The organism is Paraburkholderia bannensis NBRC 103871 (genome assembly GCF_000685015.1).
In the GTDB taxonomy this organism is placed as follows: Bacteria; Pseudomonadota; Gammaproteobacteria; order Burkholderiales; family Burkholderiaceae; genus Paraburkholderia; species Paraburkholderia bannensis.
Genome location: NZ_BAYA01000005.1, coordinates 77,286 through 99,035, shown reverse-complemented (window position 1 = coordinate 99,035; position 21,750 = coordinate 77,286). Strand labels below are relative to the sequence as shown.

At 64.5% G+C, this 21,750-nt stretch carries 20 protein-coding genes; 11 read left to right on the top strand and 9 right to left on the bottom strand.

All coding sequences use genetic code 11. From position 1 onward, the window contains the following. Positions 1-57 precede the first annotated feature (57 nt). Complete coding sequence (locus tag BBA01S_RS40680; RefSeq protein ID WP_042296577.1) at positions 58-918, bottom strand: mechanosensitive ion channel family protein; 861 nt, start codon at positions 916-918, stop codon at positions 58-60. A 264-nt stretch (positions 919-1,182) separates the two neighbouring features. Further along, on the bottom strand, positions 1,183-1,317 hold the full coding sequence (locus tag BBA01S_RS48435) for a hypothetical protein (protein WP_275692885.1): 135 nt from the start codon (positions 1,315-1,317) through the stop codon (positions 1,183-1,185). Positions 1,318-1,709: 392 nt separating this feature from the next. Here BBA01S_RS48435 and BBA01S_RS09215 point away from each other — a divergent pair, with 392 nt between their 5' ends. From BBA01S_RS09215 to BBA01S_RS09200, 4 genes are all read left to right on the top strand, one after another. Then, positions 1,710-3,257 (top strand): ABC transporter substrate-binding protein, encoded by a 1,548-nt coding sequence (locus tag BBA01S_RS09215; RefSeq protein WP_245641472.1) that lies wholly within the window; start codon positions 1,710-1,712, stop codon positions 3,255-3,257. Positions 3,258-3,463: 206 nt separating this feature from the next. Then, positions 3,464-4,291 (top strand): p-hydroxycinnamoyl CoA hydratase/lyase, encoded by an 828-nt coding sequence (locus BBA01S_RS09210; RefSeq protein ID WP_027816169.1) that lies wholly within the window; start codon positions 3,464-3,466, stop codon positions 4,289-4,291. A gap of 139 nt (positions 4,292-4,430) precedes the next feature. Next, the gene (locus BBA01S_RS09205) at positions 4,431-6,350 is read left to right on the top strand and encodes a feruloyl-CoA synthase (protein WP_027816168.1); all 1,920 of its coding nucleotides are present in this window, start codon (positions 4,431-4,433) and stop codon (positions 6,348-6,350) included. 12 nt (positions 6,351-6,362) lie between these two features. Beyond that, the gene (locus BBA01S_RS09200) at positions 6,363-6,953 is read left to right on the top strand and encodes a DUF3237 domain-containing protein (protein WP_042296572.1); all 591 of its coding nucleotides are present in this window, start codon (positions 6,363-6,365) and stop codon (positions 6,951-6,953) included. A gap of 33 nt (positions 6,954-6,986) precedes the next feature. Here BBA01S_RS09200 and BBA01S_RS09195 read toward each other — a convergent pair whose 3' ends face one another. Continuing rightward, complete coding sequence (locus BBA01S_RS09195) at positions 6,987-7,790, bottom strand: helix-turn-helix transcriptional regulator (protein WP_027816166.1); 804 nt, start codon at positions 7,788-7,790, stop codon at positions 6,987-6,989. A 132-nt stretch (positions 7,791-7,922) separates the two neighbouring features. On the opposite strand from BBA01S_RS09195, the gene BBA01S_RS09190 reads away from it, so the two are divergent. Both BBA01S_RS09190 and BBA01S_RS09185 read left to right on the top strand, forming a co-directional pair. Further along, positions 7,923-9,338, top strand: coding sequence for an APC family permease (locus tag BBA01S_RS09190; RefSeq protein WP_027816165.1), 1,416 nt, complete (start codon positions 7,923-7,925; stop codon positions 9,336-9,338). A 54-nt stretch (positions 9,339-9,392) separates the two neighbouring features. Further along, entirely contained in the window at positions 9,393-10,529 is a 1,137-nt protein-coding gene (locus BBA01S_RS09185; RefSeq protein WP_027816164.1) for a DmpA family aminopeptidase, read from the top strand. Positions 10,530-10,629: 100 nt separating this feature from the next. Here BBA01S_RS09185 and BBA01S_RS09180 read toward each other — a convergent pair whose 3' ends face one another. Both BBA01S_RS09180 and BBA01S_RS47520 read right to left on the bottom strand, forming a co-directional pair. Next, positions 10,630-11,052 carry an organic hydroperoxide resistance protein gene (locus BBA01S_RS09180; protein WP_027816163.1) on the bottom strand — a complete coding sequence of 141 codons (423 nt, stop codon included), beginning with the start codon at positions 11,050-11,052 and terminating at the stop codon, positions 10,630-10,632. 82 nt (positions 11,053-11,134) lie between these two features. Then, positions 11,135-11,443 carry a DUF4148 domain-containing protein gene (locus BBA01S_RS47520; RefSeq protein WP_052391711.1) on the bottom strand — a complete coding sequence of 103 codons (309 nt, stop codon included), beginning with the start codon at positions 11,441-11,443 and terminating at the stop codon, positions 11,135-11,137. Between the two features lie 282 nt (positions 11,444-11,725). On the opposite strand from BBA01S_RS47520, the gene BBA01S_RS09170 reads away from it, so the two are divergent. Together BBA01S_RS09170 and BBA01S_RS09165 are read left to right on the top strand one after the other, a co-directional pair. Next, entirely contained in the window at positions 11,726-13,126 is a 1,401-nt protein-coding gene (locus BBA01S_RS09170) for an amidase family protein (protein ID WP_027816161.1), read from the top strand. 183 nt (positions 13,127-13,309) lie between these two features. After that, positions 13,310-14,353, top strand: coding sequence for an alpha/beta fold hydrolase (locus tag BBA01S_RS09165; protein ID WP_027816160.1), 1,044 nt, complete (start codon positions 13,310-13,312; stop codon positions 14,351-14,353). Positions 14,354-14,434: 81 nt separating this feature from the next. On the opposite strand, the gene BBA01S_RS09160 is transcribed toward BBA01S_RS09165, so the two are convergent. After that, on the bottom strand, positions 14,435-15,307 hold the full coding sequence (locus tag BBA01S_RS09160; RefSeq protein ID WP_245641458.1) for a LysR substrate-binding domain-containing protein: 873 nt from the start codon (positions 15,305-15,307) through the stop codon (positions 14,435-14,437). Positions 15,308-15,447: 140 nt separating this feature from the next. Between BBA01S_RS09160 and BBA01S_RS09155 the strand changes: the two genes are divergently transcribed. Continuing rightward, the gene (locus BBA01S_RS09155; protein WP_027816158.1) at positions 15,448-15,633 is read left to right on the top strand and encodes a 4-oxalocrotonate tautomerase; all 186 of its coding nucleotides are present in this window, start codon (positions 15,448-15,450) and stop codon (positions 15,631-15,633) included. 86 nt (positions 15,634-15,719) lie between these two features. On the opposite strand, the gene BBA01S_RS09150 is transcribed toward BBA01S_RS09155, so the two are convergent. Together BBA01S_RS09150 and speB are read right to left on the bottom strand one after the other, a co-directional pair. Further along, the gene (locus BBA01S_RS09150) at positions 15,720-16,805 is read right to left on the bottom strand and encodes a polyamine ABC transporter substrate-binding protein (protein ID WP_027816157.1); all 1,086 of its coding nucleotides are present in this window, start codon (positions 16,803-16,805) and stop codon (positions 15,720-15,722) included. Between the two features lie 56 nt (positions 16,806-16,861). Next, positions 16,862-17,824: an agmatinase gene (speB, locus tag BBA01S_RS09145; RefSeq protein WP_027816156.1), complete on the bottom strand. Its 963-nt coding sequence runs from the start codon at positions 17,822-17,824 to the stop codon at positions 16,862-16,864. Positions 17,825-18,003: 179 nt separating this feature from the next. On the opposite strand from speB, the gene BBA01S_RS40675 reads away from it, so the two are divergent. After that, a complete protein-coding gene (locus tag BBA01S_RS40675; RefSeq protein WP_084162030.1) occupies positions 18,004-18,903 on the top strand; it encodes a LysR substrate-binding domain-containing protein in 900 nt (299 codons plus the stop codon). Between the two features lie 59 nt (positions 18,904-18,962). Here BBA01S_RS40675 and BBA01S_RS09135 read toward each other — a convergent pair whose 3' ends face one another. After that, complete coding sequence (locus tag BBA01S_RS09135; RefSeq protein WP_027816155.1) at positions 18,963-19,529, bottom strand: thioredoxin family protein; 567 nt, start codon at positions 19,527-19,529, stop codon at positions 18,963-18,965. A gap of 356 nt (positions 19,530-19,885) precedes the next feature. Between BBA01S_RS09135 and BBA01S_RS09130 the strand changes: the two genes are divergently transcribed. Further along, positions 19,886-21,724 (top strand): cytochrome c biogenesis protein DipZ, encoded by a 1,839-nt coding sequence (locus BBA01S_RS09130; RefSeq protein WP_027816154.1) that lies wholly within the window; start codon positions 19,886-19,888, stop codon positions 21,722-21,724. Positions 21,725-21,750 lie beyond the last annotated feature (26 nt).

Sequence of the window (21,750 nt, the reverse complement as noted above, 5' to 3'; positions counted from 1 at the left end):
ACACGCGACGCTTGAAACGGTCGCAACATCCCCAGGCGCAGTACAACAAAGCTCACATCACGAATGCGACAGCGCCGCGTTCATCTCGTCGCGCTCGCGCATGCCAGGCACGCCCGCCACGGCAAGATCGGCGCTCTCCAGTGCGTCGCACGCGTGACTGCGCAGATCGTCGGCGGCATAGGCCGCGTCGGCGTTGCGCACCCACGCGCCAATGCGCAGGCGCGCGCCGCCCTTCGACGGATAGCTTTCCACGGCCACGGTCGGCGCGAGTGTCGTCCCGGCGAGCACGCGGGGCTCGTCGGCGACCATTTTCTTGAGTTCGGCGATGGCGGAGTCGACCTGGTCGCGGCGCGCAAGGTCGATCGTCACGTCGACACGCTGGGTGCCGCCGCTGCTGTAGTTGATGACGGGATTGCTCCAGATCTGGCTGTTCGGCACGAAGACGTCGTTGCCGTCGCCGCGCTCGATGCGCGTCGTGAAGAGGCCCACTTCGCGAACGATGCCGGCTGCCGCGCCGCTGCCTTCGATCACGTCGCCGGCGCGAAATGGCCGCAGCAACAGCAACATGATGCCCGCAGCGATGTTTTGCAGCGTGCCCTGCAAGGCGAGACCGATCGCCAGCCCGGCGGCGCCCAGCGCAGCCAGCACGCTGGCGGTCGCGATGCCGACTTCGCTCAGCGACGCAACAATCGCGATCACGCGCACGGCCCACGCGGCGATGCCGGCGAGCATCGGCGCAAGCGTCGGATCCGCGTGCGAGCGCACGAGCATGTTGGCGAAAAGCTGGGCGATGCGGTTCGAGATCCACCAGCCGATCGCGACGATCAGGATCGCGACGATCAGATGGAGCACGTCTTGCGTGACCGTCGCGACGAGCGACGGCTGCAAATGGAACAGCCGATTGAAGAAGTCGTCCATGGTTCGGGCCATCCGTTGAGATGGCACTGACACAGCAGGCGGCGTGCCCATGAACGGGGGCGCAACGATGGCGGGTGCGTACGGTGGGGCTCAAGCGCCCCCCGCCGCACAAATGAGTGCACAACCGAGTCCACAAACGCAAACGCCGAAAGCGAGCGCTTCCGGCGTGCGGTCAAGCAACAGCCAATCCACCTACAGTCGCAACTAACAGCGACTTCGAGGGCTACGAATCAATGCTACGGACGCCCTCTGTCCGCGTTCCGCTTAGTAGCGGCGCTGGGCTTCTGCGAGCAGTTCGCAGTATTCCAGGTGGCGATTGAGCGCCTTAACGCCAAGGCGGCCAAGCGCCTCAACAGCTTGATTGACGTTAGACGAAAGTGCAGCGATGAGCGCAGCCATGATGTCCTCGAAAGTCCGGGTAGTTACCTAAGGGTTTTCCCTATTATAGGCTCCCTTTCGCGGAATGCAAGAACGTCGTGCGGCGATGCAGCAAGTTGACGCTTCTATGTGGCCCCAAAACTACGAGCGGGCGTGCCGGGCCACGCAAGGCCGGACGCAACTTGCCGATTGCCTTAGGACCCTGGCTGCTAATGTTATGCGCATAAATTGGTAGTTGGCGGCGTACAGGCTGCGCAAAATCGAGCGGAAATCGCAGAAAAATCCGCAGCTTATGCGCCACTGGCGCACTCCATCCGGACGCCTCCATGCCACTTCGAACCTCCACCCTGCGGCGCTTTGCCCAGGTTCTCGCGAGCGCCGCCGTGCTCGCCGCACTCCCGCCCATTGCTGCCATGGCTTACGGCGCGCCCAAAGGCACGCTGGTGTTTTGCAGCGAAGGCAGCCCCGCAGGTTTCGACCCCGGCCAGCACACGACCAGCACCGATTTCGACGCCAGCACCGACACGATCTACAACGAGCTTGTGCAGTTTAAGAACGGCACGCTCGATCTCGAACCGGGGCTTGCGACGAGCTGGGACAGTTCGTCTGACCAGCGCGTCTACACGTTCCATCTGCGGCACGGCGTGAAATTCCAGACGACGGCCTGGTTCCGTCCCACGCGCGATTTCAACGCCGACGACGTGCTGTTCACGTTCAACCGCATGCTCGATGCGCAGCAGCCGTTCCGCAAGGCGTATCCGACGAGCTTTCCGTATTTCAGCGACCTGGGCTTCGACAAGAACATCGCGCAGATCGACAAACTCGACGACTACACCGTGCGCTTCACGCTCAAGACGCCCGACGTGATCTTCGTGCGCAACCTGGCGATGAGCTTCGCGTCGATCCTGTCCGCCGAATACGCGGCGCAGCTGAGCGCCGCCCATCGCGAAGCCGATATCAACCAGTTGCCGGTGGGCACGGGGCCGTTCGTGTTCCGCTCCTATCAGAAGGACGCGCTGATCCGCTACGACGCGAATCCCGATTACTGGCGCCCGCAGGACGTCAAGCTCGCGCACCTGATCTTCTCGATCAATCCCGATCCGGCCGTGCGCATCCAGAAACTTGCGAGCGGCGAGTGCCAGGTGTCGGTATTTCCGCGTCCGGCCGACCTGGAGGTGGTCAAGCGCAATCCGTCGCTGCGGCTCGTGTCGGGCGTGGGCTTCAACGTCGGCTTCGTCGCCTATAACACGCAGCATCCGCCGCTCGATCGCGTGGAGGTGCGCCGTGCGCTCGATATGGCGATCGACAAGCCCGCGATCATCCAGGCCGTGTTCGCCGGCAACGCGAAGATCGCCGCCAATCCCATGCCGCCGTCGCAATGGTCGTATAACCCGAGCCTCAAGGACGCACCCTACGATGCCGCGAAAGCCCGCGCGCTGCTCGCGCAGGCCGGCTTTGCGAACGGCTTCGAGATCACGCTCTGGGCGATGCCGGTGCAGCGTCCCTACAACCCGAATGCGCAATTGATGGCGCAACTGATCCAGCAGGACTGGGCGAAGATCGGCGTGCGCGCGAAGATCGTGAGCTACGAGTGGGGCGAATACAACCGCCGCGCCAAGCAGGGCGGCGAGCATGACGCGCTGCTCTACGGCTGGTCGGGCGACAACGGCGACCCGGACAACTGGCTTGGCGCGCTGCTCGGCTGCGACGCCGTGCATGGCAGCAACGTGTCGAAGTGGTGCAATCCGGCGTTCAACAAGCTGATCGAAAAGGCCCGCGCCGACGCCGACGTGCAGCAGCGCACCGCGCTCTACGAGCAGGCGCAGGTCATCTTCAAGCAGCAGGTGCCGTTCACGCCGATCGCGCATTCGATCGTGTCGCTGCCCGTTTCGAACCGCGTGCAGGGGCTGGTGTTCTCGCCGCTGGGCAGCCATCGCTTCGACGGGGTGTCGGTGCAGTAGTCCGCAGCAAGTCCCATTGCTTGTCCCTGAACGACGCGGCATGCCGCGTCGTTGTCCATTTCTCCCCGCAATCTCCTCGCAAAAACTCGCTTTCCCGTTCGTTCAGGGTTTGTACCGACACGCTCATTTTCCGCTTTACATATCAGGTAGCCTGATAGTAAATTGACTTCAAGCCGCGAGTGCGGCACTGTCCACGGAGAGAGACGATGAGCTACGAAGGTCGCTGGAAAACGGTCAATGTCACGGTGCAGGGCGGGATTGCGTGGGTGGCGTTCAATCGCCCCGACAAGCGCAATGCCATGAGCCCGACGCTCAACAAGGAGATGATCGACGTGCTGGAAGCCGTCGAGCTCGACCCCGAAGCGCAGGTGCTCGTGCTGACCGGCGAGGGCGATGCCTGGACTGCGGGCATGGATCTCAAGGAGTATTTCCGCGAGGTCGACACCGGCCCGGACGTGTTGCAGGAACGCATCCGGCGCGACGCAAGCCGCTGGCAATGGCAGCTCCTGCGCATGTATTCGAAGCCGACGATTGCGATGGTCAACGGCTGGTGCTTCGGTGGCGGGTTCTCGCCGCTGGTGGCCTGCGACCTGGCCATCGCCGCCGACGAAGCCGTGTTCGGCCTGTCGGAAATCAACTGGGGCATCCCGCCGGGCAACCTCGTCAGCAAGGCGATGGCCGATACGGTGGGCCACCGCCAGGCGCTGTACTACATCATGACCGGCGAGACCTTCACGGGGCCGCAGGCCGCGCAGATGGGGCTCGTGAACAAGAGCGTGCCGCGGGCGCAATTGCGCGAGGAAACGCTGGCTTTGGCCGCGAAGCTGCTCGACAAGAACCCGGTTGTGCTTCGGAATGCGAAGCATGGCTTCAAGCGCAGCCGTGAGCTGACGTGGGAGCAGAACGAGGACTATCTCTACGCCAAGCTCGACCAGGCCAACTATCGCGATCCGGAAGGCGGCCGCGCGAAGGGTCTCAAGCAGTTCCTCGACGACAAGAGCATCAAGCCGGGTCTGCAGGCTTACAAGCGCTAAACGCGCCAGCAGTGCAGTCAAGCTGTCCGGTCGACGCGGCGCGCGCGAGGTGTGCGCCGCGATAAGGAAGCCACGCCGCCCCGGCTGCAAGGTGCCTGCCAGAGAGCGCACCAGGGGCGGCACAACCAGGAGACAGGTTTTGGAATCGCACCAAAGCCACGCAGGCGGCGCACCCGGATACCGGGGCGTCGCCATCGGTTCCGTCTCGCCGCGCATCGAGCGGCGCGGCGAGTGCTGGTATCTGGAGGCAGGCGAGCCGTTGGGCGCCTATCCCGAGCGCTTCACCGAATGCCTCGAACGCGGTGCGCGCGAATACCCGGAGCGCCTGCTCGTCGCGCGGCGCGATGCGCACGGCGCCTGGCGCGGCGTGACCTACGCGCAGATGCTGGAGAATGCACGCGCCATCGGCTCGGCGCTGTTGCAGCGCGGCTTGAACGCGCAGCGGCCCGTCGCGATTCTTTCGGGCAACAGCATCGAGCACATGCAGATGGCGCTCGGTGCGATGTGGGCGGGCATTCCTTATGCACCCATTTCGCCGGCGTATTCGCTGATTTCGGGCGACTACAGCAAACTGCGCCACGTGCTGGACGTGCTCACGCCGGGCCTCGTTTTCGCCGACGATATCGATGCCTATGCGAAGGCGCTCGACGCCGTGCTCCCGGCCGATGTCGAGCGCGTGAGCGCCGCGCCCGCCGAAGCCAGCGATAGCAATAGAAATAGCAACGGCAACGGCAACGTGACGCGTTTTGCGGCGCTGCTCGATACGCCGCCCGATCAAGCCGATGCCGCCCACGCAGGCGTCAACGGCGACACCATCGCCAAGTTTCTTTTCACCTCGGGATCGACGCGCCTGCCCAAGGCCGTGCCCACCACGCACCGCATGCTCTGCGCCAATCAGCAGATGCTGCTGGAGACGTTTCCGCAATTCGGTATCGAGCCGCCCGTGCTGGTGGACTGGCTGCCGTGGAACCACACCTTCGGCGGCAGTCATAACGTGGGGATCGCGCTTTATAACGGCGGCACGCTGTATATCGACGACGGCAAGCCCGTCGCGGGCAAGTTCGAGGAAACGCTGCGCAACCTGCGCGACATTGCGCCGACGATCTATTTCAACGTGCCCAAGGGTTGGGAGGAACTGACCGCCGCGCTCGAAACCGATGCCGCGCTGCGCGAGCGCTTTTTCTCGCGCGTGAAGATGTATTTTTTCGCAGGCGCGGGGCTTTCGCAGGCAGCGTGGGAGCGACTCGGACGTGTGACGCTCAAGCATTGCGGCGAGCGTATTCGCATCATGGCGGGGCTGGGCATGACCGAGACCGCGCCGTCGTGCCTGTTCACGACCGGGCCGGTGGCGCGCGCCGGTTATATCGGCCTGCCTGCGCCGGGCTGCCTCGTGAAGGTCGCGCCGGTGGACGGCAAGCTGGAAGTGCGCTTTCGCGGCCCGAACGTCATGGGCGGATACTGGCGGGCGTCGACGGAGCACCGGCAGGACGTGTTCGACGACGAAGGCTATTACCGAAGCGGTGACGCAGTGCGTTTTGTCGACCCCGAACGGCCTGAACTGGGCCTGGCCTTCGACGGGCGCATTGCAGAGGACTTCAAGCTCGCGTCGGGGACGTTCGTGAGCGTGGGGCCGATGCGTGCGCGCATCATCAGCGAGGGCGCACCCTACGTGCAGGACGCCGTCGTGACGGGCATGAATCGCGACGATGTGGGCGTGATGATCTTCCCGCGCCTGGACGCATGCCGTGCGCTGGCAAAACTCGCCAGCCATGCGAGTGCAGCCGATGTGCTGGCCACAGCGTCGGTGCGCGGATTTTTCGCGGATCTGGCGGCGCGCCTTAACGCGAGCGCCACAGGTAGCGCAACCTATATCGCGCGTCTGCGCCTGCTGGCTGTGCCGCCTTCGCTCGACCTGGGCGAGATCACCGACAAAGGCTCGATCAACCAGCGTGCGGTGCTCCAGCATCGCGAGGCGCTGGTCGAAGCGATGCACGCGCCCGACGCCGACGATCCCGATGTGCTGCTCTCTCGCGCGCGCAGCGTCGCCGCAAGAAATTAAAGAGGATACCGAATGACAAAGACATTCAGGCGGCTATTTGCCTCGGCATTCATGACGTTTTGCGTCGGGCAGTCGATGGCCGCCGAAGCGGACGTTGCGCCCGCAGCCTTCGACCCGCCGAAGCCGCAGCTCACCTATATGGGCCGCTTCAGCGTCGATCTCACGGCGCCCATCTGGGAACTGGGCGCGAGCAACGACGCGGGCAAGCGCCGCATCATCCCGATTACGGGCGGGCGCGTCGACGGCCCGCTCGTGAAGGGCGAGATCCTGAATAACGGCGCCGACTGGCAGGTCGTGACGAAGGACGGCGTGGCCGTGATCGACACGCGCTACCTGCTGAAGATGGACGACGGCGAATACGTCTATCTGCAGACTCGCGGCATGCGCTATGGCCCCGCGGGCGTGATGGCCGAGGTTGCGCAAGGCAAGCCGGTCGATCCTTCGAAGTACTACTTCCGGCTGTATATGAACTTCGAGACCTCGTCGAAGAAGTACGCATGGCTTAATCGCGCGATGGCGGTGGGCTATGCGATGCGCCTGGGCAACGCGGTGGTCTACGACGCCTATCTGCTGGACGCGGCGCAACCGCCGCAACAGCCGTAATAACGGCTCTAGCCGCAATAGTCGCAACAGCCGCTAAAGCGCTTCATCGTTGCCCAGTGCTTCGATGAAGCGCGAGAACAACTCCGGCTGCGTGGAAACCCCTAGCTTGGTGTAGAGATGGCGGCGGTGCACCTTCACCGTTTCCGGCGAAATGGCGAGCCGCTCGGCAATCGCCTTCGAGGAATTGCCGCGCAGCACCATCCGTGCGATCGCCATTTCGCGTTCGGTCAACAGCCCCGCGCCAAAGCGCGCGAGCGCCGCCTCCACGCGCGCGCCCAGACCGGCGGCGCTCGGCACGATGGGCGCCGTGTCGCCGGCCAGCCGCCAGTGCTGGCGGATCGCGGCGAGCACCCACGGCAGCGCGGCCGTGAGCTTGCCGAGCGGCTCGGCATCGAAACGCATGGCCGCCCCCATCGACAGCGAGAGCAGCACGTCAGGCTGCGGGCGCAGCAGCACCTGGATCTCGTCCTCGCCAACCGCATCGCGGAAATAGCTCAGAAAATACTCGCTCTGCCGGAACAGGTCGGGCGCGACTTCTTCCAGCCGGTAGCAGCCGTCTGCGAGGCCGTCGTGCGCCGCCTGCAAAAACGGATCGAGCAGGTAGAGGCCGTTGAGATAGAGCGGCACCGGCGAGGGCGTGTCGCTGCCGCCTGCATCGTATTCATCGAGCACAATGGGCACGCCGTCGCTGCCTATGGCCGTCGCTAGCGCGTTGTCGAACGGCACCATCTCGTTGAGCAGCAGCACCAGAAAGCGCCAGAAACGCGGCTGACCCAGATGGTCGAGCACGCGCCCGAGCGCCTGATGCATCGCGATTTCCGTAAAGAGTCGATCCATGTCCTGTTTGTCCGGTACCACAGGGCGTAACCCAAAATGGGAATAGCGGCCAAAAAAATGGCTTCCTAGACTGCAACGCAATCTGTGGCCCCGAGTATGGGCGTTCAAAAAAGCGCAGCATAGGAGAGCAGGATGGAGATGATGTCGGAATCCACGGGCACGATGCAATCGTCGTCCGCACCAGGTGACGCCGGTGAAACGCGCCGCACGCTCACGCAAACGCTGAGCGTGCGCGACGCCGTGATGATCACGGTCTCGGGCGTCACGCCCGCCAGTTCGATCTTCGTGATCGCGCCGTTCGCGATCCAGCAGGCGGGCAGCGGCGCGGTGATGTCGTTCCTGCTGGGCGGCGTGCTCGCGTTCGCCTTCGCGCTTTGCTATGCGGAGCTAAGCGCCGCGCACCGCAGCGCGGGCGGGGAATACGTCATGGCCAAACGCGTGTTCGGCACGCTGCCTGGCTACCTGACCTTCATCACGGTGCTGGCGGTCAGCGTGTTTATTCCCGCGGTGCTGGCCAGCGGCGCGGCGCCTTACCTCAACAACGCGCTCGGCACGCACTTCGGCAATCAGTCCGTTGCGCTCACCATCGTGCTGCTCAGTTACGTGCTGGGCATGCTCAACATCAAGACCAATGCGTGGATCACCGGGGCATTTCTGGTGGTCGAGGTGGGCGTGCTGATGCTGATTGCGGCGCTGGGCTTCAGCGCCCCGCATCGCGGCGCGGGCGCGTTGATGCACCCACTGGTGGCGAGCGGCGGCGCGCTGATTCCAGCCACGGCGGCGGCCATCGTGCCCGCCATCGGCACGGCGATCTTTTGCTACAACGGCTTTGGCTCCGCGGTGTTTCTTGCGGAAGACCTGCGTGGCGGAAATCGCAACGTGGCGCGCGCCGTGATCTATTCGCTGCTCGTGATCCTGGTGGTCGAACTCGTGCCGCTGATCGCGATTGTGCTGGGCGCGCCTTCGCTCAGCGAACTGTCGAAGAGCGCCGACCCGATCGGCTACGTCGTGCGCGAACTCGGCAATCCGGCGCTTTCGCGCGTGGTGAGCGGCGGCATTTTCCTTTCGGTATTCAACGCGATCATCGCTATCGTCATTACGATGGGGCGCCTGCTGTATAGCAGCGGACGTCACGCGCTGTGGCCGCGTGGCTGCAATCGCGCGTTTTCGACGATCCACCCACGCTTCGATTCGCCGTGGCTCGCGACGCTTGCGCTCGCGGTGCCTTCGGCGGGACTGGTGTTCGTGTCGAGCCTCGACGAATTGACGGCCTTTACCGTGGACTTGCTATTGCTCGTGTACCTGGTCGTCGGACTGGCGGCGCTGGCGAGCCGTCTCGTGCGTCGCGACGTCGAGCATCACTACCGCATGCCGCTATGGCCCGTTACGCCTATCGTCGCGATTGCGGGCGCGGGATACACGCTCTATACGACGCTCGCGACGGCGACGAAGGCGGCCGATCTCTACATCATCGGCGCTCTGCTGGTTGTCGCGCTGGCGATGTATGTGGCTTGCGCGCGGCGCAGCGAGACGTTCCGCGCGCTTTGAAACGCATTTCGAATAACACTCAAATAGACATTGCAATAACGGAGGACAGGCATCATGCGTACGAGGGAACTCGGCATTCGGATCGGACTTGGCAAGCCGGGGCGCTTCAACGCGATCACGGACGTCGCGGGTGTGCGTGTCGGGCATTGCACGCTGCAAGCCGACGAGCGCGACGAGCGCGACGAGCGCGACGACGGTGATGCGTCGGTGCGCACCGGCGTGACGATCATCGAACCGCGCGCGGGCGCGGCGCACGACGATCCTTGCTTTGCGGGCGTGCACGTGCTCAACGGAAACGGCGACGCGACCGGACTTGAATGGATCCGCGAGGCCGGTTTGCTGACCACGCCCATCGCCTATACGAACACGCATAGCGTGGGCACGGTGCGCGATGCGTTGATTGCCGCCGAGCGGGACAGCGCCCGCGAGCGCGTTTACTGGTGCATGCCGGTCGTGATGGAAACCTATGACGGACTGCTGAATGATATCTGGGGGCAGCACGTCACGGCTGCGCATGTGCGCGATGCGCTTGCGGCGGCGCGCAGCGGGCCGGTCGAGGAAGGCAGCGTGGGCGGCGGCACGGGCATGATCTGCCACGAGTTCAAAGGCGGCATTGGCACGGCGTCGCGCGTGCTGGACGCCGAAGCGGGCGGCTGGACAGTGGGTGCGCTCGTGCAGTCGAATTACGGCGTGCGCGAGATGTTGCGTGTCGGCGGCTATCCGGTGGGCGAGGTGCTGCGCCATGTTCACTCGCCGTTTCGCGAGCCGCACGCGAAGGGGGAGCCGGGCATGGGTTCGATCGTCGTTACGCTGGCGACCGATGCGCCCTTGTTGCCGCATCAATGCACGCGGCTCGCGCAACGTGCGAGCGTGGGCCTTGCGCGCGTGGGCGGCGGCACCGAGGATTCGAGCGGCGATATCTTTATGGCGTTTGCGACGGGCAATCGCGGCTTGCCTGCGGCGAACTATGGCCGCAAGGGCGCGCCCACGAGCGACGTGAAGATGGTCAACAACGACCATATTTCGGCGCTGTTCGTCGCGGCGGCGGAGGCTGTGGAGGAGGCGATCATCAACGCGCTGGTAGCGGGCCGCGATGTGGCGTCGCGCGGCGCGAAGGTGGAAGGGCTGGGCGCAGCGCGGCTGGTCGATGCGTTGCGCGAAGTGGGGTGGCGGCCGGGACGCACTATCTGATCGGTCGACAATAAATCTTCGACGCAACACGCGAGGGCGCGGGGTATATCGATATGGATTCCGTACGATATACCCCGCGCCCTTCTTCATTCCTCTACGCTTAAACCTCAGCCAGCGTAATCTCCACATCGATATTGCCGCGCGTCGCCTTCGAATACGGGCAGGTTTGATGCGCGAGTTCGATCAGCTGATGCGCCACGTCGCGCTCGACGCCCGGCAGCGACACGTTCAGGCGCGCGCGCAGCGAGTAGGCTTCGTCGCGCATCACCAGGTCGATTTCCGCATCGACTGCCGTATCGCGCGGCAGCGCCACCTTCAGGCGACCCGCCGCCAGTCCCATCGCACCGATGAAACATGCCGACCAGCCCGCACCGAACATCTGCTCGGGGTTGGTGCCCGGCGCGCTCGATCCCGGCGGCGCGAGCTTGACTTCTAGACGCCCATCGTTGCTGCGCGTGGCGCCGTCACGGCCGCCGGTGGTGTGGGTCTTGCCGGTGTACAGGACTTTTTCAGCGTTGCTCATGGTGATTTCCTTGTAGATTGATGACGAGGTGAGCTGGATATCAGCGTGGTTATGCGCGTTGGTTGATTAACAGTGCGATGGTTTAGCTGCCGCGATACAGGCTGCGCAGCGCGTCGAGCTGGCCGTTGTGCTCGGCGTCGACCAGTTCCTGGCGAACCTGGGCGCGCGTGATCTTCGTGTTGGCGTTTTGCTGTGCCGGCGCCCACGACTGGGCTTGCGATTGCGCTTGCGTCGCCACCGGGGCGGGGTTATCGACGGCTGCCGGCACGGCGGCGAACGAGGCAGAAGCGGCAACGAGTGCAGCACCAGCGGTGAGAGCCAAAGCGATCTTGGAAACTTGCATGACGTTCTCCTTGAAGCGGTAGAGGAAGAGGGCGACCGGGTGATCCATCAGGCTCGTGCCCAGCAGATTTCGGCGTTGATGAATTAAAACGAGCTTACGTATCTGGCATGTTTCGTAATCTGGCCTTATTGCAATTCCCTGTATCTGGGCGAAGCGCAGATACATAGCGACACAAACGAAGCCGCCCGCGCGGCGCAAGGCCCGTGCGGCGCGGGTCGGGCGTGCTGGACACAATCCAGATACATGCGGCTGCTTCAATCGCATCCACGCTGTTCGCCACAGAAGATCCCGGCGAGCGACACAGATTCAGTCATTCATCACGGAGGAAGCATGTCTGAACTTTGGCAATTGACGGCTGCAGAACTGGCAAAGCACATCAAGTCGCGTGAAGTGAGTGCGCGTGAAGCGGCGCAATCTGCGCTCGCGCGTCTGGATGCGGTGAACCCGATCATCAACGCCGTTGTGGCCGTGCATCCCGAAGAAGTCCTGCAACAGGCCGATGCCGTCGACCAGGCGATTGCGCGTGGCGAGAACCCCGGCCCGCTGGCAGGCGTGCCCGTCACTACCAAGATCAACGTCGACCAGGCAGGCTTCGCGACGACGAATGGCCTGCGCGCGCAGGAGAACCTGATTGCCCAGGCCAACAGCCCGGCCGTGGACAACCTGGTGCGCGCCGGCGCGGTGCTGCTTGGCCGCACCAATTCGCCGACCTTCGCGCTGCGCTGGTTCACCTCGAACCAGGTGCATGGCCGCACGCTCAATCCGCGCGATCCCTCGCTCACGCCGGGCGGGTCGAGCGGCGGCGGCGCGGCGGCGGTCGCGGCGGGGATCGGGCAACTGGCGCTGGGCACGGATATCGGCGGGTCGGTGCGCTATCCGGCCTACGCTTGCGGCATCCACGGCCTGCGTCCGACGCTGGGCCGCGTGCCGGCCTTCAACGCATCGTCGCCGGAGCGGGCGATTGGCGCGCAACTGATGTCGGCGGCGGGGCCGATGGGCCGCACTATCGAAGATCTGCGCCTGGGCCTCGTGGCGCTGGCCGCACCCGATCTGCGCGATCCGTGGTACGTCGCGCTGCCCGTCGACGGCCCGCAAGTGCCGCGCCGCGCGGCGCTATGCGTGCGTCCTGGCGGCCTGGCAACCGTCAAGGAAGTCGAGGACGCACTGCGCGATTCGGCGAACCGTCTGCGCGACGCGGGCTGGGAAGTCGAGGAAATCGACGATGTGCCGTCGATCCGCGAAGCCGCGCTGCTGCAGGAGCGCCTGTGGCTGGGCGACGGCTTCGACGCGCTGGTCAATGCGGTGGAGAAGGACGGCGATCCGGGCGCGGCTGCCGTGATCGCGGCGGCCCGTGAGAAAGTGCGCGGCCTGCCCGCCGATGTCGTCAGCCAGTCGCTGGTGCGCCGCACGACACTCACGCGCCAGTGGCGCCTGTTCCTCGATCAATATGCGGTCGTGCTGATGCCGGTGTCGAGCGAGCTGCCGTTCGCGAGCGACCTCGACATGCAGGGCAAGGAAGGCTTCGATCGCGTCTGGGAGGCGCAACTGACGCTGCGCGCGCTGCCCGCGATGGGGCTGCCGGGACTCGCGGTCACGACGGGTCTCGTGAACGGCGTGCCGGTGGGCGTGCAGATTGTCGCCGCACATCATCGCGAGGATCTCTGCTTGCTGGCGGGCCGCGATATCGAGGCGCGCGGCGTGCCCGCATCGCCGGTCGAACCGCGCGCGTGAGGCGATAAAAAGCGTGTTTTCGCGGCGATTTTGATTCGTCGTGTGTACGTACGGCGGGCAGACACATTGGGATACATGGCGTTTGCCCGCCTCCGATATAAATGCGCTGAAGCGTTTATGCGCCTGTATTTGCCGCAGACAATCGGCGGCCACATCCGAACGATCAACAAGGAGAAATGCGTCATGTCAGATCCCGTCAATGTCCGGCGCCGTCGGATTCTCGGCACTACGTTGGCGAGCCTGAGCCTCGCGGAGCTGGGCTTCAGCGGCCTGGCCAACGCCCAGTCGGCGGACGGCGCCGCGACGAACTCGCGCACGGGCGGCAATGCGTCGTTCGGGCCGATCCAGCAGATCGACGCGGGCCTGCTCAACGTCGGCTATGCCGAGGCGGGCCCGAAGAACGGCCAGCCGGTGCTGCTGCTGCACGGCTGGCCCTACGACATCCATAGCTTCGTCGAAGTCGCGCCGATGCTGGCCGCCGCGGGCTATCGCGTGATCGTGCCGTATCTGCGCGGCTATGGTTCGACGCGTTTTCTCTCCGCCGATACGCCGCGCAATGGCCAGCAGGCCGTGACGGCCGTGGACATCATTGCGTTCATGGATGCGCTGAAGATCGACCAGGCGATTCTGGGCGGCTATGACTGGGGTGGCCGCACGGCGGACTGCATCGCGGCGCTATGGCCCGAGCGCGTGAAGGGGCTGGTTTCAGTAAGCGGTTATCTGATTGGCAGCCAGGCCGCGAACAAGAACCCGCTGCCGCCGAAGGCCGAATTCCAGTGGTGGTATCAGTTCTACTTCTCGACCGAGCGCGGTGCGCAGGGCTACGCGGCAAACCGCGATGCGTTCAACAAGCTGATCTGGCAACTGGCGTCGCCGAAGTGGAATTTCGATGACGCTACGTACGAGCGCACGGCGGCGTCGTTTCAGAATCCGGATCATGTGGCCGTGGTGATTCACAACTATCGCTGGCGTCTGGGGCTCGTGCAGGGCGAATCGCGCCTCGATGCAATCGAGCAGCGCCTGGCCGCCGGCCCCGCCATCACGGTGCCGACGATCACGATGGAAGGCGACGCCAACGGCGCACCGCATCCGGAACCCGCCGCCTACGCGAAGAAGTTCACGGGCAAATATCTGCACCGCAATCTGACTGGCGGGATCGGCCATAACCTGCCGCAGGAAGCGCCGAAAGCGTTTGCCGAAGCGATCTTGCAGGTGACGCATCTGTGACGCATCTGTGATGATGCGCACGCGGTAAATGCCCATTGACGCTGTAAAACAAGTGCCCGGCGCGATCCGGGCATTTGTTATTCAATCGGCGGAAGCAAGCTGCTTCACGAGAAAATCAATCGCAGTCCGCAACATTGCGGTGGGCCGCAGATCGCGTGAATGCACGAGATGCATCGGCGTATGCACATGGCTCCACTGCGGCAGCACCGCAACAAGACGGCCTTCGGCCAGGTCGTTTTCGAGCAGCATTTCCGGTTGCAGCACGATGCCGGTGCCGCGCAGGGCCGCCGCGCGCAATGCACGGCCATCGTTCGCGCTGAAACGGCCCTCGACGGGCACGTGGCAAATCTGCCGCTCAGGCCCGACCAGCGTCCAGAAGAATTCCTTCTTGCGCCAATACGAAAGGCCGAGGCACGCGTGTTCGCGCAAGCGTTCCGGCGTTTCCGGCTGACCGTGGCGCTCGATATAGGAGGGGGCCGCCGCAAGCACGCGCCGATAGGCGTGCACGGCATGCGCCACCAGATCCGCGCTATCGAGGTCGCCGATATGGATGGCGAGGTGGTAGCCCTCGCGCATCAGGTCGACGGGCGCATTGTCCAGTGTGAGATCGACGCTGACTTCAGGATGGCGTTCGAGATAGTCGGCCAGCACCGGCGCGAGCCGTTCGCTGCCGAAGCTGACCGGCGCGACGATTTTCAGCGTGCCGCGCGGGCTGCTGCGCAGCTCGGCTGCGCTGGCTTCGGCCTGCTCGAATTCGTGCAGCGCGCGTTTGCATCGCTCGTAATAGAGCGCGCCAATTTCCGTGAGCTGATGCTGGCGCGTGGTGCGATGAAGCAGTTTCGCGCCGAGCCGTTCCTCGATCTCGCGCACCTGCTTCGCGGCCATCGTGGCGCTCACCTGGCTAAGCGCCGCCGCCGCCGCAAAACTCCCGGCTTCGACGACGCGGACAAACATCTGCATTCCCGCGAGCTTATCCGCCATTCGATACCTCGCGGTTCAGGCTGTCCCAACCCCACGCCCGTTTATCCATGATTCGTGCTTCCCCATAATGACTGCGTCCGCGTTGCTGGAACGCGGTAGAAAACGGAGTCATTATGCCTATCCTGCGAATCGAAATGCACCCTGGCAAGACGCTTGAGCAAAAGCGCGAACTGGCGCGCGGCATTACGGATGTGTTCGTAGAAACCTTGTCCTGCCCGCCCGAAGTGGTCGAAATTGTCTTTAGCGAAATCCCAAAGGACGCGTGGGCGACGGGTGGGAAGCTCAAGTCGGAGAGCTGATTCATTCCGCGATCGAAAGGGAAATGGCCTTCCAATGCAGCGGAAGGCCATTTTTCAATGCAGCGCGAGTCGGCGCCAGGCGCTTTCTAACCGCCCGATTTCAACTGCGTCCACAGCCGGCTTTCCAGCCGCTTGATCGGCGCCGGAAGCGGCTTGAGGAGATAGAGCGTTTTCAATACCGATTCAGGCGGATAGACCGTCGGATCGTTCAGGATTTCAGGGCGCACGAACTGGCGCGCGGCGGTATCGGCGTTCGGATAGAACACCTCGTTGGTGATTGCCGCGTGGACTTCGGGGCGCTCGATATAGTTGATCCATTCGAGCGCCGCCTGGGGATGCGGCGCATCCTTTGGAATCGCCATCATGTCGAACCACACTGGCGCGCCGCCTGCGGGGATGAAGTATTTCAGCTCGTAGTTCTTGTGGGCGTCGCGCGCGCGATGGCTTGCCATCGACACGTCGCCCGACCAGCTCAGCGCAAAGCAGATATCGTCGCCCGCGAGATCGTTGATATAGGTGGTCGCGTTGAATTGCGTGATGTAAGGGCGAATTTTTTTCAGCGCCTCGTAGGCGGCCTGATAGTCGGTGGGATTCTCGCTATTGGGATCCTTGCCGATATAGTGCAGCGCGACGGCGAATACATCGGCGGGCGCGTCGAGCACGGAAACGCCGCAGCTTTTCAGCTTGCTCAGGTACTCGGGCTTGAAAAGCATGTCCCAGCTATCGAGCGGCGCGTCGTTGCCCAGGATCGCCTTGACGCGCGTGACGTTATAGCCGAGTCCCGTCGTGCCCCACGCCCACGGCACCGCATATTGGTTGCCGGGATCCGCATTGGCGACGAGCTTCAGCAGGTTACGGTCAAGATTGACGAGATTGGGCAGTTTCGATTTATCGAGTTTCTGGTAAATGCCCGCGTCGGTCTGTCGGGCGAGAAAATTCGACGTGGGCACCACGACGTCGTAGCCCGTCGATCCGGTGAGCAGCTTGGCCTGCAGGGTTTCGTCGCCGTCGTACACGTCATAGCGCACGTGGATGCCGGACTCTTTTTCGAAGTTCGGCACGGTGTCTTTCGCAATGTAGTCCGCCCAGTTGTACAGATTGAGCTGCTTGTCTTCGGCGTGCACGCCTGCGCCGGATGCACAGAGCAATAGCGCGGCGAATATCGGCTTCATGTGGGGTTGGGGCATGATGTTCGATCCATTGAATACTGCACGGGTAATCGGGATTCCTATGTGTTCTGGAGGCGACTTAACTTCTGGTTGCGCATCAGGCACAGGATATCGGCGGCAAGATGGGCGGCGGCCAGTGCGGTCACGTCGCTGTGATCGTAGGGCGGCGACACTTCCACCACGTCCGCGCCCACGAGGTTGACGGGGCCGAGTGCGCGCACCATCTCCAGCGCCTGCGCCGAACTCAGGCCCCCCGCGACCGGCGTGCCCGTGCCCGGCGCGAAAGCCGGATCGAGGCAGTCGATGTCGAAGGTCAGGTAGACCGGCGCGTCGCCAACGGTCGCCAGCACTTCGCGGATCGCCGCCTGCGTGCCGTTGCGATGCACCCACGGCGCATCGAGCACGCGCACGCCCATGAAGTCTTCATTCCACGTGCGAATGCCCACCTGCACGGATCGCGCGGGATCGATCAGCCCCTCGCGAATCGCCTTGTAGAACATCGTGCCGTGATTGAGCGACGCGGGATTGTCGTCGGGCCACGTATCGCAATGCGCGTCGAAGTGGATCAGGCTCAGCGGCTTGCCATATTTTTCCGCGTGCGCAATGAGCAGCGGATACGTGATGTAGTGATCGCCGCCGAACGTGAGCATGCGTGTGCCGGTCGCCAGGATGGCGCGCGCGTGATTGACGATCGCGTCGCGGATACCCAGCGGATTGTGGGCGTCGAACCCACAGTCGCCGTAATCGACCACGTTCAGGTGATCGAACGGGTCGATGCCCCACGGAAACGCGCCGAGTTCCGCCAGTTGCACCGACGCGGCCCGCATGGCCGCCGGGCCGAAGCGGGTGCCCGGACGGAAGGTCGTGGCGAGGTCGAGCGGAACGCCGGAAACGGCCACATCGACGCCGTCCAGGTTGCGCGTGTAAGGGCGGCGCATGAAAGACAGCACGCCCGCGTAGGTGGGAGCGGGCGGCTGGCCGTCCAGGCCGGCGGCGGCGGTAGGGGTGAGATGCGAGGTCATGCTGAGCGATCCAGTCGAGGTTCTTTTGGGCGTCATCACACAAATATTCTTCATATCTGCTGACTGTGCGGCGACGATGGGTGACGGCTGGCGTTATCATTGCGGCTAGAAATTCCGCTGAAAAGCGAAGAATCTTGCTGGAAGTATCGATATTTCTAATACCTCAAGGCCGCTCGCGCATGCGTAGACTTCCCCCTCTCCAGGCGTTGCTCGCGTTCGACGCCGCCGCGCGGCTGGGCAGCTTCACGCGCGCGGCGCAGGAACTCGCGCTGACGCAATCGGCGATCAGCCATCAGATCCAGCAGCTGGAGGAGTGGACGGGGCAGCCGCTGTTCCGGCGCATCGGGCGCGGTGTCGCGTTGACCGCGGCGGGCACGCTCTACGCGCAGACCGTGAGCGCCGCGCTCGCCACGCTTGCCGATGGGCGCGACCGGATCGAGCCGTATGGCAATCCGGATTCGGTGATCGTGGTTTGCGCGGCGGAGTTCGCGTCGGGCTGGCTGATGCCGCGCATGGGCGAGTTTTCCCGCGTATTGCCGAATATCGAGCTCTGGCTCGTGACGGGCGAAAAGGTCAACGAGATCGATCGGGTCGACGTCGATCTCGTCGTATCGACGCAGGAAATGCGTGCGCCCGATGTGATCTGCGAACCGTTGATCGGTGAAGAGGCCGTGGCGATCTGTGGGCCGCAGACGGCGCGCCGTTTGCGTTCGGAGTCCTTTCCCGAAGTGCTGGCGCAGGCTCCGCTGCTGGTTGACGAGGCGCGTCCGGACTGGGCGCCCTGGCTGCCGGAATTGCGGCGCGGCGGCTTGAAAACGCGGCGTGCGATGACGGCCAACGATCCGCGTTTTCTGGTGTCGGCAGCCGAACAGGAAGTGGGGATCGCGATGGTGTCGCGCCTGACCGCCGGCGAGTCATTGACGAGCGGGCGCGTCGAAATCCTGCCGCAGGTGCCGGGCTTCGCGCTGGCGCCGTTCTGGCTGATGCGCTCGGCGCAGCCCGCGCGTTGCGCGGCGGTCGATGCGGTTTATGCGTGGATCACGGGGCTGTGCTGGACAAGGCAAGCGGGCCGCGCCTGAATGCAGAAAAGCGCGCCATTCAAGGCGCGCTTTCCTTCCCGCATTCCATCACGCTCTCATCAGCCCTTCTTCGCGTCGAGGCCCAGCAAGCCGCGAATGGTCTGCTCGGTCTGGTCGTATTCGCCTTCGCCGAAATGGCTGTAGACGATCTTGCCGTTCTGGTCGATCAGGTACAGCGCGGGCCAATACTGGTTGTTATACGCATTCCACGTCGCATACGAATTGTCCTGCGCAACCGGATATTCGATGCCGAAACGCGCGACCGCTTTCTTCAGGTTGTCGGTGCTGCGCTCGATCGGCAGCTCGGGCGTGTGCACGCCGACCACCACGAGCCCCTTGTCGTGATAGCGCGAATACCACTCCTTCACATAAGGCACGGTGTGCGCGCAGTTGATGCAATCGAAAGTCCAGAACTCGACCAGCACGACCTTGCCGCGCAACTGTTTGAGATCGAGCGGCGGGCTGTTGATCCACGTATTGATGCCGGTGAAATCGGGTGCGGGTGCACCGTTCTGCACGGCGGCCGGTTCGGTGGCCGCGGGGCTGGCGGTGGACGCGAACACGGCATAGGCAGCGGTGGCGGCCAGTGCGGTGGCGATGGCGGCGATCTTGAGACGTTCGAACATGACGGGCTCCATGAAGGGGTGGGGTACGGGTGCATTGGAACGCTTGCACGTATCTCGTACATGTCCCCCACTGCGGCTCCCTGCAACGTAGTGTGTCGCCGCCCGCGCCGGATACTTTGCGATACAAAACACCGGCGTCCTGCCAGGCTCTCTCCCTTGTTTCAGTCCGTTTTTCAGCCCATTTGTACTGGCATGTGTCCCAGCCGCCGCGCGACACATGCCGATGCAGCCCGCGCGGTTTCCCGACATTCCGCCGATACATCCAGGCCTTGAAATACCGCACATGGCGGGGCGCTACGACAGCTTCAGATCGAACGCCCCTCGAATTCTGTGTGGATCTGTCTGGAGTCCGACTCATGTTACTGATCGTCGTCGCGTTCATCGGCGGTGTGTTCACCGTCCTCAGTCCCTGCATCGTGCCGGTCGTGCCGTTCGTGTTCGCGCGCTCTGACCAGCCCTTTGTCACCGGGCGGCTGCCCTTGCTGATCGGGCTGGGAACCACCTTTGCGCTGCTCACCGGGCTGGGCGCGGCCGGGCTCAATGGCGCGGCCCAGTTGAGCGAATATGGACGGGATCTCGCGCTCGCGCTGTTCGCGGTTTTCGGCGCGGCGCTGCTGTTTCCCACGCTGGCCACGCGCCTTGCGCAGCCGCTGACGCGGCTCGCCGATCGCTTTGTCGCGCGCTCGAATCCGCAAGGCGCGGTTGGGCAGGTGGGCTCGGCGTTGCTGCTCGGTGCGGCGACGGGGCTGCTCTGGGCGCCGTGCGCAGGGCCGATCCTCGGCCTGATCCTCACGGGCGCGGTGCGCTACGGCGTGACGTGGCAGACGTGGGCGTCGCTGGGCGCGTATGCGGTGGGGGCGGCCTGTTCGCTGGCAGTCGTCGCGGGGCTCGGCAAGCGGGCGATGGATGCGCTCAAGCGCTCGCTGGGCGCGGGCGAGCATCTTCGCCGAGCGTTGGGCGCGCTGGTGCTGGTGACGGTGGGCGCGATTGCGACTGGCGTCGACACGCGTGTGCTCGCGCATTTGCCCGGCTCGCCGACGGAAAGCCTGGAAAACCGCCTGACCCGCCAGTTGAGTGCGAAGACGACGGTGCCTGCCGCGCCGGTGACCGTGCCCACGGTCGTGCGCCAGGCACGGCAAGCCGCGGCGGCGCATATCGTGCGTGTGTCGGCGTCGGTTCCTGCTGCTACTGCTACTGGTGAGTCTCCTGCGGCCGCGTTGCCCGTGGAGGGCACGCTGCCTGCGTTCGACGGCGCATCGACCTGGCTGAACTCCACGCCGCTCACGCCACAGGCTCTGCGCGGCAAGGTGGTCGTCGTCAACTTCTGGACGTATTCGTGCATCAACTGCCTGCGCACGCTGCCGTACCTGAAGACGTGGGCGCAGCGCTATCAGGACGCCGGCCTGGTGGTGGTCGGCGTGCATACACCCGAGTTCGCCTTCGAGCACAACGTCGGCAACGTGAAGCGCGCGCTGGGCGAGCTGGGCATTCGCTATCCGGTGGCGCTCGATAACGACTATCGCATCTGGAACGCCTTCGGCAACTCATACTGGCCGGCGTTCTATATCGTCGATGCGCAAGGCCGCGTGCGCTATCACCACTTCGGCGAGGGCGGCTACGGGCAGGCCGAGCAGGCGATCCGCCAGTTGCTCGCCGAGAACGGCCGGGCGACCGACGCCCATGCGTCGCATGTCGTGCAAGCGGGCGGCGCGCAGGCTCCGGCGGATGCGGCCGATACCGGCTCGGGCGAAACGTATCTGGGTTATCGCGAGGGGCGTGGCTTTGCCTCGCCGCAGCGCCCGCAGCCCGACGCTGCTGCCAGCTACACGCTGCCCGCCGATTTGCCGCTCAACGCGTGGGCGCTTGATGGCCGCTGGAACATCGGCGCCGAATCGGCGGTGGTAGCCGCGCCTCAGGCAGGCGTTGCCTATCGGTTTCATGCGCGCGACCTGCATCTGGTGCTTGCGCCGTCGGCGGACGGCAAGCCGGTGCGCTTTCGCATCACGATCGACGGGGCGGGGCCGGGCGCTTCGCATGGCGCGGACGTGGCGGCGGACGGCACGGGCGTCGTGACGTCCGCGCGGCTCTATCAACTGGTGCGCCAGAGTGGCGCGTTGGGGGCGATTGGCGACCGGACGTTCGAGATCCGTTTTCTCGATGCGGGCGCGAAGGTGTACACGTTCACGTTCGGCTGAGCGTAGCGTGGCATCGCGCGGACGGG